This window comes from Cognatishimia sp. WU-CL00825 (genome assembly GCF_040364665.1).
Lineage (GTDB): Bacteria > Pseudomonadota > Alphaproteobacteria > Rhodobacterales > Rhodobacteraceae > Cognatishimia.
Window position 1 is genome coordinate 23,947 of record NZ_BAABWX010000004.1, and the last position, 12,126, is coordinate 36,072.

Genomic DNA, 12,126 nt, shown 5'->3' on the forward strand with positions numbered 1-12,126 from the left:
GGCAGGGCCCTAGCGGTGGACTAATTAGGGCCGGGATTCCCGGCCCTTTCGAATGGAGAGAATAAATATGGAAATGATCCTGGAGTTTGCACAGACGCATGCCGGTTTGGTGATGAACGCCGGAAAAGCGCTGGCAGTTCTGATCATCGGGTGGATGGTGGCTGGCCTGGTCAGCCGCGTGATCCGCCGTCGGGTTTTTGCAAACGAGAATATCGACGACACAATTGGCAATTTTGTTGCCTCTATCGTGCGTTGGGTAATTTTGCTGATGGTTGCCATTGCGGTGCTGGGGATTTTTGGCATTCAAGCCACAAGTCTGGTTGCCATTATGGGCGCTGCCACGCTGGCAATCGGCATGGCGTTGCAGGGCACGCTGAGCGATTTGGCGGCGGGCTTTATGCTGATCTTGTTCCGGCCCTACAAATTGGGACAGTTTGTCGAAGTTGCGGGCACATCGGGCACCGTCAAAGATATCAACCTGTTTGTCACCGAATTGGCGACGCCGGATAATGTGCAGATCATCGTGCCCAATGGCCAGGCCTGGGGTAGTGTGATCACCAATTTCTCGCACCATGCAACGCGGCGCGTGGATATGGTGTTTGGCATCGATTACGGCGATGACATTGAAAAAGCCAAAGCCATCATAGCGCGCCTTGCGGATGCGGATGAACGGGTGCTGTCGGACCCAGAGGCCTGGGTGCGTGTGACCAATCTGGGCGACAGTTCGGTGGATATCACCGCGCGCGTCTGGTGTGCGGCGGCGGATTACTGGGAGCTGAAGTTCGCTTTGACTCAGGCGGTCAAAGAAGCGTTTGATGCGGAAGGCGTGTCCATTCCGTATCCACATGTTGTGGAGCTAAAGCGTAACGCTTAGGCCCCGCATCGGGCGGGCTGTTGAGGGGCAGCCCGCCCAACAATTAGGCGCGTGCAGAGCGCATGCGACGCTGGGTCCAATAATAGGCGCGGTAGGTTTCCAGCACGATCAGCGGGCCAAAGTGCACCAGTGCCGGGCCAATGCCGCCCCATTCATGCAACGCCGCCCAGTGCAACAAGGTCAGCACAGCCGCCCCATAGGTGGCGCGTTGCAGGGTTTTCCAGTCGCGGCCCATTTTACGCACAAAGTAATCGTGGCTGGTGACGGCCAAGGGCACAAAGATCAGAAACGCCACCCAACCTGTCCAGATATAGAACCGTGGAATCTCGTTGATCACGCGTCCTAGGTCATTCAGATCCAACAGGTAGAAAATCGTATGCAGCAGCGCATAGCCAAAGGCAGCGACGCCAAAGTAGCGGCGATTTTTACGCAACCAGCGCGGTCCGCGCCAACCTTTTAAAACCAGCATCAGCGGGCTGGCCAACATGGCGATAATCATAAAGCGGGCAGAAAACTCGCCGGTGGGATGCAGCAATTCATGCAGAATGCGCGGGTCACTCGAAGTAAAGGCGGCATTGAGAATGCCAATGGCGGGCAGGCTGAGCAACAGCCAGAGCCAATACGGGGATAGTCGAGAAAGCATAGGTCATGTCCGAAATAAGAGTTGGATTGACCGTTAAACGTTGGCGACGAAAATTTCCGTCGCCAAAAAGTGCATTTACATCAAAATAATATTTGTGATGCCTGAATTTTGCCGCAGCGCGTGTACGTCGGCAAGCTCTGGGTCGTTGATCCAAGCTTTGGCATGGGCGCGATCAGGGAAGGTCAGAATAACAGTCACGTCCGGCGCTGGGGCGGTGCCTTCGATCACTTCTGCTTCTTTTGAAACGGCCATGGCTTCGGCGTTGTGCTTTTTCAAAGCAGCGCCAGCCAGTTCGCGGTAGGCGGCAAAGGTTTCTGGATCTTGGAGTGAGATGGTCACAAGTGCATAGGCGGTCATTGGGCTGTCCTTTGTTGATCTGCCCGAAGGTTAGTCGCACATGTGATGATTAAAAATGATCATTGCTGCATGGCGAATGTGCAAATATGATCAGGGTATGATGGACTGGAATGATCTGCGTTTTGTGTTGGAAACCGCCCGCCACGGGGGCACGAGCGGTGCGGCCCGTGTGCTGGGCGTGAACCATGCCACCGTTGCACGGCGCATCACTGCGGCAGAAACCGCGTTGGGTGCGCGGTTGTTTGAACGTCTGCCCAGTGGCTATGTGCCCACCGAGGCAGGGTTGGATGCGGTGCGCATCGCCGAAGAGATGGCCGACAAGGAAGCGGAATTGGACCGCCGCATTGGTGCGCGCGATTCAGAGCTGAAAGGTGTGCTGCGGGTGACGGCATCGGAATTGCTGTTTCAGCGGATTCTTGCGCCCATCTGTCGGGATTTTATCGCGGCCCATCCCGAGATTGATCTGCGTTTGGTGGCGACCAATGATCCGGTGAATATGGCGCAGCGCGAAGCTGATGTAGCGATACGGTTTTCCAAAAAACCGCCAGATACTTTGGTCGGGCGGCGCTTGCTGGACACCAATGGCGGGGTTTATGCGACGCCAGAGCTGATTGCCAATGATCCGGGGGGCTCTGCGCCGCTGGACTGGATTAGATTTGCCCACTGGCCAGGGCCTCCGCCAGAGGTGAAAGCGGTGCGTCCAAATCTAAAGGTGCAACTGACGGTGGATGACATGATTGCCGCTCTGGGCGCGGTGCGCGCGGGCATTGGCGCAACGCGCATGGCCTGTTTTTTAGGCGATACCGATCCGCAGATGCAGCGGGTGCCGGGCATGCCGTTGTTTGAATTCAGGTCCTTGTGGGTTTTAACCCATGCCGATCTGAAACATGTGCCCCGTATCCGGGTGTTTATGGAATTTGTCGCAGCGCGTTTGATTGCGCTGCGACCGTTGTTTGAGGGCAAGTGCCCAAGAGCTTAGGATTTCAACGCAAGCGCAGGGGAAAGCACGTCCAGACCTAGGGCTTTGCCAACCGCATAATAGGTCAGTTGGCCAGCGTGTACGTTCAGACCATTTAGCAGATGCGGATCATCTTCGCAGGCTTTGCGCCAGCCTTTGTCGGCCAAGGCCAACAGGAATGGCAGAGTGGCATTGCCAAGCGCTTGGGTGGAAGTGCGTGCGACAGCACCCGGCATGTTGGCAACGCAATAATGCATGATGCCGTCGACCTCATAGATTGGGTCCGCGTGGGTGGTTGCCTTGGATGTTTCAAAACAGCCGCCTTGGTCGATGGCCACATCCACAAGCACCGCGCCTGGTTTCATGTCAGAGAGCTGCGCACGTGAAATCAGCTTTGGCGCGGCTGCGCCAGGGATCAAAACCGCGCCAATCACCATATCCGCGTCGGCAATCAGCTCTGCTGTTGCACCAGCGGTGGAGTATTGGTTCTTGAAGGTGCCGCCAAAGACGTCGTCCAGATATCTAAGACGTGGCAAAGACCGGTCAAGCACGGTCACGTCCGCGCCCATACCTGCGGCGATTTTGGCCGCATGGGTGCCAACAACACCGCCGCCAATCACCACAACTTTGGCCGGGGCCACACCCGGCACGCCGCCCATCAAAACGCCGCGACCGCCATTGGCCTTTTGCAGAGTATAAGCGCCCACTTGTGGGGCCAAACGGCCGGCCACTTCGGACATCGGCGCGAGCAGAGGCAGGCCGCCGCGATCGTCGGTGACGGTTTCGTAAGCGATGGCCGTGCAACCGCTTTCCAGCAAGTCGTGGGTTTGCTCGGGGTCTGGTGCCAGGTGCAGATAGGTGAAGAGCAGCTGATCTTTGCGCAGCATTTTGCGCTCGATCGCTTGGGGTTCTTTGACCTTTACGATCATGTCCGCGGTGGCGAAGATTTCCGCCGCTGTGTCGATGATTGCAGCACCTGCTGCAATGTAATCGGCGTCTGGGAACCCCGCGCCAAGACCGGCACCGGCCTGAATGACAACGTCATGTCCATGGTTCACGGCCTCGCGGGCCGCATCTGGCGTCATGCCAACGCGAAACTCTTGGGGTTTGATCTCTGTGGGGCATCCGATTTTCATGTGCCGACCTCCTGTTTGCTTTTGTTTATGATCCGCCATCGGCCGCAAAATGTGCTGCTTTTTTGAGCGAAATAAAAACATGTAAACTACAGAATATTGCGTTATATCTAAGAAACTTGAAAGGATCTTCGAATATATGTCACTTGATCAAACAGATCGCCGAATTTTGGGAGTACTGCAAAGACGTGGGCGCATGTCCAATGCGGATCTATCTGAAACAGTAAACCTGTCGCCCTCTGCCTGCCACCGGCGGGTGCAACGGTTGGAAACCGATGGCTATATTCGTGATTATGTGGCGTTGCTGGACGCGCGTAAAATGTCGGTGCCGACCACGGTTTTTGTGGAAATTACCCTGTCGGGGCAGGCCGACGAGGTGCTGGAGGCCTTTGAAAAGTCCGTGGCGCGCATTCCAGATGTCTTGGAGTGTCATTTGATGGCGGGTACGGCGGATTATTTGCTGAAGGTTGTCGCGGAAAACACCGATGATTTTGCGCGCATTCATCGGCAATATCTGGCGCGGCTGCCCGGCGTCGCGCAAATGCAAAGTTCTTTTGCTTTGCGCACCGTGTTCAAAACCACCGCGCTGCCACTTTAGCGCTGCGCGTCAGGCAAGTGTCATGCCGGGTCGTACCACCAACCCATTGTGATTCTCGCCGGGCGGTTTTGTTTGCGATACAGCCGATTTGACGGGTTCAGAAAAATAGAAACGGTTAGGAGGGCAAATACCAATTCATAGACCTCCCATTTGCGCGGCGCATCGATGGCACCGATCACCAGGGTTGCCACAACCGCAATCAAAGCGTGGCGTTTTCCCGGAATGGGCAGAGCAATTTTCTTCATCAAGCCAGCCAGCCAGGTCAGGCGCGGGGTCAAAAGCGGCAGACCCACGAGGTAGAGCAAGATGACAAGCGACAACAGGGTGCCAAATACGGTTGTTGCCAGATGTACGTCGCCAACCACAAGGTTGTGCAGGTTGGTTTCGTCTTGAAAGTTGTTTGCGGCAAAGAAGTCGCCTGTGCCCCAGCCAAATATGCGCTGTCCCCAGGAAATCTCTTCGGCGGCGGCTAGAAAGAACACTGTTGCATAAAGCGTGGTAAAGGCGCGGCCCATGCGGTGTGCGCTGATCAGCTGGCTTTTGCTTTGCAACAGAACCCCGCCGCTAAGGATCAGAAACAGCGCCGTGGCGTATTCAACCGGCCCGTCTTCGATCGCAAAACGGGTCCCAAACAGGTTTTGATCCCATTGAGCTATGGTCACAGAAAGCCCCAGCACAAGCATGATGGCGGTAAGAAGAGTGGTGTCGGTCTTGGGAAATCGGATCATGGTTTGCGCTCTGATGAACTACGTTGTCCATTTAGATGCGGTTGATGATCGGGCTTCTCAATGGTCTAACCATCACAAAACACTCACAAAAACGTATCAGCTAAATGCGTTTTTGCATGGAGGCTGACCTTGACGGGCATCAAGGTCAGCTGATCAATCAGGCGTCGTTGTTTTGCAGCTTGTCCTGCGTTTTGGTGTCAAAATCACCGGCGTCATGACGTTCGTGCAACTGTTCATGAGGTTCGCCAAAGCTGCGGTTGACGATGCGACCACGTTGTACAGCGGGGCGGGCGTCGATCTGTTGCGCCCAACGCATCACATGATGATAGCTGGTGACATCCAGGAAGTCTGCGGCACCATACAGGCGGCCTAGGACCAATTGCCCATACCAAGACCAGATCGCGATATCTGCAATGCTGTAGCTGTCGCCGGCAATAAAGCTGTTGTTGGCCAATTGACGATCCAGAACATCAAGCTGGCGTTTGGTCTCCATGGTAAACCGATCAATGGGGTACTGCCATTTTTCCGGAGCATAGGCGTAAAAGTGGCCAAAGCCGCCACCCAAATAAGGCGCGCTGCCCATTTGCCAGAAAAGCCAGTTCATGGTCTCGACGCGTTCTGCAGGTGTGCTGGGCAGGAAGGCGTCAAATTTCTCGGCCAAATGCAGCAAGATAGAGCCGCTTTCAAACACCCGCGTCGGCGGGGTTGTGCTGTGATCCATCAGGGCCGGGATTTTGGAATTTGGGTTGGCACCGACAAAGCCAGAGCCAAATTGATCGCCTTCACCGATTCGGATCAACCAAGCGTCATATTCCGCATCGCTGTGCCCGGCGGCCAGCAATTCTTCGAGCATGACGGTGACTTTCACACCGTTTGGCGTGGCCAGTGAATAAAGTTGCAAAGGGTGCTTGCCCACCGGCAGTTCTTTGTCGAAAGTCGCGCCAGAAACCGGACGATTGATATTGGCGAATTCGCCGCCGTTGCCTGGCTCCCAGACCCATGTTTTTGGGGGAACATACGTGCTATCTGACATGTCTCTCGCTTTCAAATTTCTTTGGGTCCTACTTTAGAGCCCGGCGGCGTTAATTCCATGCCGCTCATGAAAATGTGATGAAAGCTGCACCTTTACGCTTCGCTTGGGCCTGAAACGACAGACCCCCGAGGCCGGGGCTTCGGGGGTCGTCTATTCTTAACAGTATCCAAAAGCTGGAGAAGGGTTGCTTAGAGCATACCTTCGCGCTGTAGCTTCTTACGTGCCAGTTTACGGGCACGGCGGATCGCTTCAGCTTTCTCGCGCGCTTTTTTCTCGGACGGTTTCTCGAAATGTTGCTTAAGCTTCATTTCACGAAAAACGCCTTCACGCTGCAGCTTTTTCTTCAGGGCACGAAGCGCCTGATCGACATTGTTGTCGCGAACACTAACCTGCATGTGGTTTTCACCACCTTTCTAAGTTGTAGTTGCAAGGATTTGCAGGAGCTGCCCCTATAGCAAAGCCATTGGGATGTGTCTAGTATAGGGGTGAAATTGGGAGCCCCCTATGACTGAGTTAAAAACACGCCTGATAGAGGCCGCCGAACAGCATGTTGCATTTGATGGCTGGAGCGATGTGACCTTTGACGCGGCGGTGGCTGACACCGGTGTAGATGCGGCAGTGGCGCGGGCGATTTTTCCCCGTGGCGCGGTGGATCTGGCCGTGGCGTCACATCGTTTGGGTGATGTGCGCATGACGGCGGCTTTGCAGGCGGCAGACCTGAGCGACATGCGGTTTCGCGACAAAGTGGGTTTTGCGGTGAAACTGCGCTTGCAACAATGTGGCGACAAAGAAGTGGTGCGCCGGGGCACAACCCTGTTTGCCTTGCCCCAGCATGCGGCCACGGGCAGCGGGCTGATCTGGGGCACAGCTGATGCGATCTGGCGCGCGCTGGGGGATACGTCAGAAGACATCAATTGGTATTCAAAACGCGCCACCTTAAGCGCGGTTTATACAGCAACCGTGTTGTTTTGGCTGGGCGATGACAGCGCCGCGCATGAAAACACCTGGGCGTTTCTGGATCGGCGCATCGACAATGTCATGCAATTTGAGAAGGCCAAAGCCGCCTTTAAAGGCAGCGCCTTGGGCAAAGCCTTGGCCGGACCGCTGGAGGCTTTGGGACGGATAAAAGCCCCAAAGCCGATGACCGGATATCCCGGACAATGGCGCGGCGATTAAACTCGCAGGCTTGGCAAACAGACGACTTACAAAAAACTTGGAGGATTTTGCATGAGCGAAATGATGCGTGCAGTGGAGATTACGCAGCCCGGTGCCCCGGAGGTGTTGCAATTGTGTGAAGTTGCCAAGCCACAACCCAGCGCCGGTGAGGTCTTGATCAAAGTGGCCTATGCCGGGGTCAACCGGCCTGATGCGCTGCAACGTGCGGGCAAATATGCGCCGCCGCCAACCGCAAGCCCTTTGCCGGGGCTTGAAGCCTCGGGCGTGATTGCGGCGGTGGGGCCAGGCGTCACTGACTGGGCCGAAGGAGATGCGGTTTGCGCCCTGCTGCCCGGCGGTGGCTATGCGGATTATGTCTTGACCCCCGCGGCCCATTGTTTGCCGGTGCCAAAGGGCATGGGATTGCGCGAGGCCGCTTGTTTGCCAGAGACCTATTTCACGGTCTGGAGCAATGTGTTTGAGCGCGGCGGCTTGCAGGCAGGCGAGCGGTTTCTGGTGCATGGGGGCAGTTCTGGCATTGGCACAACGGCCATTCAACTGGCCTCGGTGTTTGGGGCGCGGGTGTTTGCCACGGCAGGTTCAGAGGAAAAATGCGCTGTGTGTCGCGATTTGGGCGCAGAGGTTGCGCTGAACTATCGGGAGGCTGACTTTGTTGAGGTTGTGAAGGCTGAAGGTGGGGCCAATCTGATTTTGGATATGGTGGGTGGATCATATCTACCGCGCAATGTGCGCGCCCTGGCCAATGATGGGCGTTTGGTGCAAATCGCGTTTCTGCAAGGCCCCAAAGTGGAGTTTAACTTTGCTCAGGTTATGATGCGACGTTTGACGATCACCGGATCAACCCTGCGCCCGCAAAGCGATCTGGCCAAGGCGCGCATTGCCGAGACATTGCGCGCTAAGGTCTGGCCGCTTTTGGATGCCGGCCGCATTGCACCGGTGATGGATCAGGAATTTGATTTGGCAGATGCCGCCGCAGCCCATGCGCGCATGGAGGCAGGTGAGCATATTGGCAAGATTGTTTTGAAGGTCGCAGAATAGGGGCTTTGCCCCTCTCGGTGAAATCGATGATTTCCCCGTTCACCCCAGAGTATTTTGAGAAAGGTGAAGGGGCGGGCCTGCGTGATGTGGCCCGCCTTTGGTGTTTAAGGGAGAGGGTCTATGGCTGGCGGTTGCGGAACCAACCGATGCGGCGGAAGAGCACCCAATCAAGGATTATGGCGAAGATCAGCGACGCGCCCACCAGCGGCAAGATGAGCGACAGGGCGACCACCAGAATGATCATTGCCGGTGAAAGAGCCGCGTCAGGTGCATTTGGGACGCCAAGCGCGCCAGCTGGACGGCGTTTCCACCAGGCTATGAAACCAGTGAGCGAGAGACCAAACGCCAGCACAGCCGCGAGGGTGTTTTGTGCCAGATTAAGCCAGCCGTAAAGTTCACCCTGATGGAAGGAGATGCCGTAAGATACGGTTTTTGCCACCACGGGATTGCTGGTGAAATCATGCCGTTTCAAGACGGCTCCGCTGTATTGGTCGATGATCAGCTCGTTTTGATCATGCCGGTTGCGGCTGGCAGAGCGGATCCAGAAGGCGGCCTTTTCGTTCTTGGGCGGCCGCATTTCAAAGGGGGCGATCAGACCTTCGGCCTTTGCGGTGGCAAAAACATCAGCATAGGCAATTGTGAGACCCTCTGATGTGGTTGAATTGGGCACCGAGCGGCTGAACCGAAGAGATTGGGATTTCTGACCGGTTTGTTCCTGCACATAAGACAGCCCGCCGCCCCAAACATCTGTCCACGGCAAGCCAGAAAGCAGGATTGGCACCACCAGAAGAGTGGCTAGAAAACCAGTGAACAAATGGGTTTCACGCCACCAGCTGCGGCCTTGCTTGGGGCTGCCTTTGGGGGGAGATACCGCTTGTTTCAGGCTGCGATTTCCCCGCGGCCACCAGAGGTAGACCCCGGTGATGAACATCACAATCGCCCAATGGGCGGCCAGTTCGACAAATTTGGTACCGGCTTTGCCAAGCAGCAGCTCTCCGTGGAATTTCTTGAGCAGGTGCATCGCGGTTTTGTCGCGTTCAACTGTGCCCAGCACCTCGCCGCTATAAGGGTTGACCCAGGCATAGGAACGGATTTTTTCGCCGTCGTTGAATTCGATCTTTGTGCTGCGGGTTGGGTCATCATAAGTGGTGACCCCGCGCAGGCGGGTGATGCCAGAATGAGCACGCAGAGCGTCGATTTGGGCTTCGTAGCTGAGGGTTTCTGCGCCCTGTGTCACATAAATTTGGTCGGCATAGAGCCAGGATTCGATCTGGGGTTTGTAAAGGTAAATGCCGCCGGTCAAGGCCAGCATGGCCATAAAGGGTAAGACATAGAGAGAGGCAAGAAAGTGCCATTTCCAGACGAGACGATAGAAGGCGCCGCCGGTCGCATAAGACGCGGAGGTGCCCGGTGCAGTTGCATCGGTCATTTTGTTTTTCCTGTTAAATCTGAGTTTTTAGTGAGGATCAGATCACAGCAGGAGGCGCGCGGGAGGGTTCCAGGTGCGCGAGGCGGTCGAGGGTGGATTGGCCGTTTTCAACAACCTTAAACGGGTGTTGAAAGCCGCGCGCCAGCTGGTGCCAAAAGGGCTGTAGCGCAACGGTGAGCTCGGGGGTATCTGAAAGGGTGCAGCGGTTGTCGCTGCTTTCTGCGACATCGATGGGCGTGCCGTCGGGGCCCAATGTCAGGGTGACATATTCTGAGCCCGTGCAGATGATCACCGTGTCCACCCCGGGGATGAACTCGACAAGCACCGCAGAAACGCGCGGCAAAACCAAAGCCACAATGAGAAACAGGGCGGCGGCCATGTTTTCATAAAGGTGGAGGTATTTTTGCAATCGGGTCATTGAGCGGGGCACTGGAAATTGGTCACTAAATATGCAGGGCGGATCTATCGGCTTTGGTCATAGCCTTGTGTTTGGACAATGTAAAAGCGCGATAGTGACGCGGTAGCTTTTGCGCCGTTGGGCAATGGGGCTTTGCCCCTCACGGTGAAATCGTTGATTTCCCCGCTCACCCCAGAGTATTTTGGGAAATGTGAAGGGTTTGAGGTTAGCGAATTGGGTCAAACACAGCGTCTGAGAGGGAACAATCCTTGATCACATCACGGCCGCAGGGCACCGGTGTCAGGTCTTTGGACAGGCAAATGCGGGCCTCTTGGATGCGGCCTTGTTTGCAGGTGACGGTCAGCCCGTCGGCAGCGAGCTCGGGATTGTCTTGCAAAAAGGCTTGTTCGATCAGCGCAGCGGGCAAGGTAATTTGTTTCTGCAATTTGCGAAAGATCTTTGGGCGGGTGATCTGTGCATAGGCCTTGCGCGACAGGGCATAATAATCGGGTGCTGAGAGCCCCGAACAGCTGCCGTGTTTTTTCCATTGGTGCCAGGCCAGACCAGCAGTGCCCATGATGTCAGCCATGTCCTTGGTCATGCTGCGGGATGGCGCGCGCGCGGTTGTGCGGCAATAGCTGGGCCAACCCCGATGAAATTGCGGCCACAGGCCGTGTAAGATCCAGCCATGGTCATGACGGGGGTCACATTGCGGCGCGTTTTTGCTGTCGCCTTCCAGAGCGCACCAGTTGGGTGACCAACTGAGAGCCAGCACATAGTAGTCAAATTCGCCTGCCCGTTCTGCGTCGGCCTGGGCGGGGGGTGTCAGCAAAACCATGCTGAGGAAGATCATCAGAAACCGCATTCACTCTTTCCTTTTTGCCTTGGGCGCACTATATCGGCTTCAAGTTCCCCATCAATGGAAACCCGCATCCCCCAAAGGATGCCGTCAGACGCAAAGTCTGGCGACGGGAAAACTATGTTTTAGGAGGCCGTTATGGCAAAACCAATTATGGCGAAGGCCACCGCTGTGTGGCTTGTCGATAACACGACGATCAGCTTTAAACAGATTGCTGATTTTGTAGGCATGCACGAGTTGGAAGTGCAGGGCATTGCGGATGGTGATGTGGCAACTGGTGTGAAGGGCTTTGACCCAATTGCCAACAACCAACTGACCCAAGAAGAAATCGACAACGCCCAAGACAGCGCCCTGTATAAGCTGAAGTTGAAGTTCAACGCCGCTGCTGTGGGTGAAGAAAAACGCCGCGGGCCACGTTACACGCCGCTGTCTAAGCGTCAGGATCGTCCGGCATCGATTCTGTGGTTGGTGAAATTCCACCCAGAACTGACCGATGGTCAGGTGTCAAAGCTGGTGGGCACAACCAAGCCAACCATTCAGGCGATTCGCGAACGCACCCATTGGAACATTGCCAATATTCAGCCGATCGATCCGGTTGCGCTGGGCCTGTGTAAACAGTCCGAACTGGACAAAGCGGTTCAGAAAGCGGCGGCCAAACGCGCGGCCGAGGGCGGCGTGATGAGTGATGATGAGCGCCGTAAACTGGTCAGCACCGAGCAATCTTTGGAAATGGAAGCAGAACCGCGCATCCCATCAGCCATCGAGGGTCTGGAGACCTTTACACTTGGTGGAACGGATAGCGATGACGGCGCCGACCCGCGTGGCGACGCAGATTATTCTGACGCGGATAGCTTCTTTGATTTGCCCGGTGGTGATGATGATGAAGATGAGCAGCCATAAGCG

At 55.9% G+C, this 12,126-nt stretch carries 15 protein-coding genes; 6 read left to right on the forward strand and 9 right to left on the reverse strand.

Annotated features, from left to right (window positions below; all coding sequences use genetic code 11):
- Positions 1-67: 67 nt before the first annotated feature.
- Positions 68-874, forward strand: coding sequence for a mechanosensitive ion channel family protein (locus ABXG94_RS13540; protein ID WP_353535001.1), 807 nt, complete (start codon positions 68-70; stop codon positions 872-874).
- A gap of 43 nt (positions 875-917) precedes the next feature.
- On the opposite strand, the gene ABXG94_RS13545 is transcribed toward ABXG94_RS13540, so the two are convergent.
- Both ABXG94_RS13545 and ABXG94_RS13550 read right to left on the reverse strand, forming a co-directional pair.
- Entirely contained in the window at positions 918-1,517 is a 600-nt protein-coding gene (locus ABXG94_RS13545) for a protein-methionine-sulfoxide reductase heme-binding subunit MsrQ (protein ID WP_353535004.1), read from the reverse strand.
- A 75-nt stretch (positions 1,518-1,592) separates the two neighbouring features.
- Positions 1,593-1,874 (reverse strand): DUF1330 domain-containing protein, encoded by a 282-nt coding sequence (locus ABXG94_RS13550; protein ID WP_353535008.1) that lies wholly within the window; start codon positions 1,872-1,874, stop codon positions 1,593-1,595.
- Between the two features lie 55 nt (positions 1,875-1,929).
- Between ABXG94_RS13550 and ABXG94_RS13555 the strand changes: the two genes are divergently transcribed.
- Positions 1,930-2,853 (forward strand): LysR family transcriptional regulator, encoded by a 924-nt coding sequence (locus tag ABXG94_RS13555; protein WP_353535011.1) that lies wholly within the window; start codon positions 1,930-1,932, stop codon positions 2,851-2,853.
- On the opposite strand, the gene ald is transcribed toward ABXG94_RS13555, so the two are convergent.
- Complete coding sequence (gene ald / locus ABXG94_RS13560) at positions 2,850-3,968, reverse strand: alanine dehydrogenase (RefSeq protein WP_353535014.1); 1,119 nt, start codon at positions 3,966-3,968, stop codon at positions 2,850-2,852. The two genes, ABXG94_RS13555 and ald, sit on opposite strands and share 4 nt — an antisense overlap.
- A gap of 136 nt (positions 3,969-4,104) precedes the next feature.
- Between ald and ABXG94_RS13565 the strand changes: the two genes are divergently transcribed.
- Complete coding sequence (locus ABXG94_RS13565; RefSeq protein ID WP_353535016.1) at positions 4,105-4,563, forward strand: Lrp/AsnC family transcriptional regulator; 459 nt, start codon at positions 4,105-4,107, stop codon at positions 4,561-4,563.
- 20 nt (positions 4,564-4,583) lie between these two features.
- On the opposite strand, the gene ABXG94_RS13570 is transcribed toward ABXG94_RS13565, so the two are convergent.
- From ABXG94_RS13570 to rpsU, 3 genes are all read right to left on the reverse strand, one after another.
- Complete coding sequence (locus tag ABXG94_RS13570) at positions 4,584-5,291, reverse strand: hypothetical protein (RefSeq protein WP_353535018.1); 708 nt, start codon at positions 5,289-5,291, stop codon at positions 4,584-4,586.
- 157 nt (positions 5,292-5,448) lie between these two features.
- The gene (gene yghU / locus ABXG94_RS13575; RefSeq protein ID WP_353535020.1) at positions 5,449-6,324 is read right to left on the reverse strand and encodes a glutathione-dependent disulfide-bond oxidoreductase; all 876 of its coding nucleotides are present in this window, start codon (positions 6,322-6,324) and stop codon (positions 5,449-5,451) included.
- Positions 6,325-6,512: 188 nt separating this feature from the next.
- Positions 6,513-6,719 (reverse strand): 30S ribosomal protein S21, encoded by a 207-nt coding sequence (gene rpsU / locus ABXG94_RS13580; protein WP_085306716.1) that lies wholly within the window; start codon positions 6,717-6,719, stop codon positions 6,513-6,515.
- A 109-nt stretch (positions 6,720-6,828) separates the two neighbouring features.
- Between rpsU and ABXG94_RS13585 the strand changes: the two genes are divergently transcribed.
- Together ABXG94_RS13585 and ABXG94_RS13590 are read left to right on the forward strand one after the other, a co-directional pair.
- Positions 6,829-7,500, forward strand: a complete 672-nt coding sequence (locus ABXG94_RS13585) for a COQ9 family protein (protein WP_353535023.1) — start codon at positions 6,829-6,831, stop codon at positions 7,498-7,500.
- A 51-nt stretch (positions 7,501-7,551) separates the two neighbouring features.
- Positions 7,552-8,538, forward strand: a complete 987-nt coding sequence (locus tag ABXG94_RS13590) for an NAD(P)H-quinone oxidoreductase (protein ID WP_353535025.1) — start codon at positions 7,552-7,554, stop codon at positions 8,536-8,538.
- A 118-nt stretch (positions 8,539-8,656) separates the two neighbouring features.
- Here ABXG94_RS13590 and ABXG94_RS13595 read toward each other — a convergent pair whose 3' ends face one another.
- The 3 genes from ABXG94_RS13595 to ABXG94_RS13605 form a co-directional block, all read right to left on the reverse strand.
- Positions 8,657-9,967, reverse strand: coding sequence for a PepSY-associated TM helix domain-containing protein (locus tag ABXG94_RS13595; protein WP_353535027.1), 1,311 nt, complete (start codon positions 9,965-9,967; stop codon positions 8,657-8,659).
- A gap of 37 nt (positions 9,968-10,004) precedes the next feature.
- Positions 10,005-10,385 carry a hypothetical protein gene (locus tag ABXG94_RS13600; protein ID WP_353535030.1) on the reverse strand — a complete coding sequence of 127 codons (381 nt, stop codon included), beginning with the start codon at positions 10,383-10,385 and terminating at the stop codon, positions 10,005-10,007.
- Positions 10,386-10,590: 205 nt separating this feature from the next.
- Entirely contained in the window at positions 10,591-11,229 is a 639-nt protein-coding gene (locus ABXG94_RS13605) for a ribonuclease T2 family protein (RefSeq protein WP_353535032.1), read from the reverse strand.
- Between the two features lie 132 nt (positions 11,230-11,361).
- On the opposite strand from ABXG94_RS13605, the gene ABXG94_RS13610 reads away from it, so the two are divergent.
- Positions 11,362-12,123, forward strand: coding sequence for a DUF1013 domain-containing protein (locus ABXG94_RS13610; RefSeq protein ID WP_353535035.1), 762 nt, complete (start codon positions 11,362-11,364; stop codon positions 12,121-12,123).
- The last annotated feature ends 3 nt before the right edge of the window (positions 12,124-12,126 follow it).

Coding starts and splice junctions, on each gene's coding strand:
- ABXG94_RS13555 (WP_353535011.1), top strand. CDS start 1,930: ATGATCATTGCTGCATGGCGAATGTGCAAATATGATCAGGGTATGATG.
- ABXG94_RS13610 (WP_353535035.1), top strand. CDS start 11,362: ATGGCAAAACCAATTATGGCGAAGGCCACCGCTGTGTGGCTTGTCGAT.
- ABXG94_RS13550 (WP_353535008.1), bottom strand. CDS start 1,874: ATGACCGCCTATGCACTTGTGACCATCTCACTCCAAGATCCAGAAACC.
- ABXG94_RS13595 (WP_353535027.1), bottom strand. CDS start 9,967: ATGACCGATGCAACTGCACCGGGCACCTCCGCGTCTTATGCGACCGGC.
- ABXG94_RS13590 (WP_353535025.1), top strand. CDS start 7,552: ATGAGCGAAATGATGCGTGCAGTGGAGATTACGCAGCCCGGTGCCCCG.
- rpsU (WP_085306716.1), bottom strand. CDS start 6,719: ATGCAGGTTAGTGTTCGCGACAACAATGTCGATCAGGCGCTTCGTGCC.
- ABXG94_RS13585 (WP_353535023.1), top strand. CDS start 6,829: ATGACTGAGTTAAAAACACGCCTGATAGAGGCCGCCGAACAGCATGTT.
- ABXG94_RS13545 (WP_353535004.1), bottom strand. CDS start 1,517: ATGCTTTCTCGACTATCCCCGTATTGGCTCTGGCTGTTGCTCAGCCTG.
- ABXG94_RS13605 (WP_353535032.1), bottom strand. CDS start 11,229: ATGCGGTTTCTGATGATCTTCCTCAGCATGGTTTTGCTGACACCCCCC.
- yghU (WP_353535020.1), bottom strand. CDS start 6,324: ATGTCAGATAGCACGTATGTTCCCCCAAAAACATGGGTCTGGGAGCCA.
- ald (WP_353535014.1), bottom strand. CDS start 3,968: ATGAAAATCGGATGCCCCACAGAGATCAAACCCCAAGAGTTTCGCGTT.
- ABXG94_RS13540 (WP_353535001.1), top strand. CDS start 68: ATGGAAATGATCCTGGAGTTTGCACAGACGCATGCCGGTTTGGTGATG.
- ABXG94_RS13565 (WP_353535016.1), top strand. CDS start 4,105: ATGTCACTTGATCAAACAGATCGCCGAATTTTGGGAGTACTGCAAAGA.
- ABXG94_RS13570 (WP_353535018.1), bottom strand. CDS start 5,291: ATGATCCGATTTCCCAAGACCGACACCACTCTTCTTACCGCCATCATG.
- ABXG94_RS13600 (WP_353535030.1), bottom strand. CDS start 10,385: ATGACCCGATTGCAAAAATACCTCCACCTTTATGAAAACATGGCCGCC.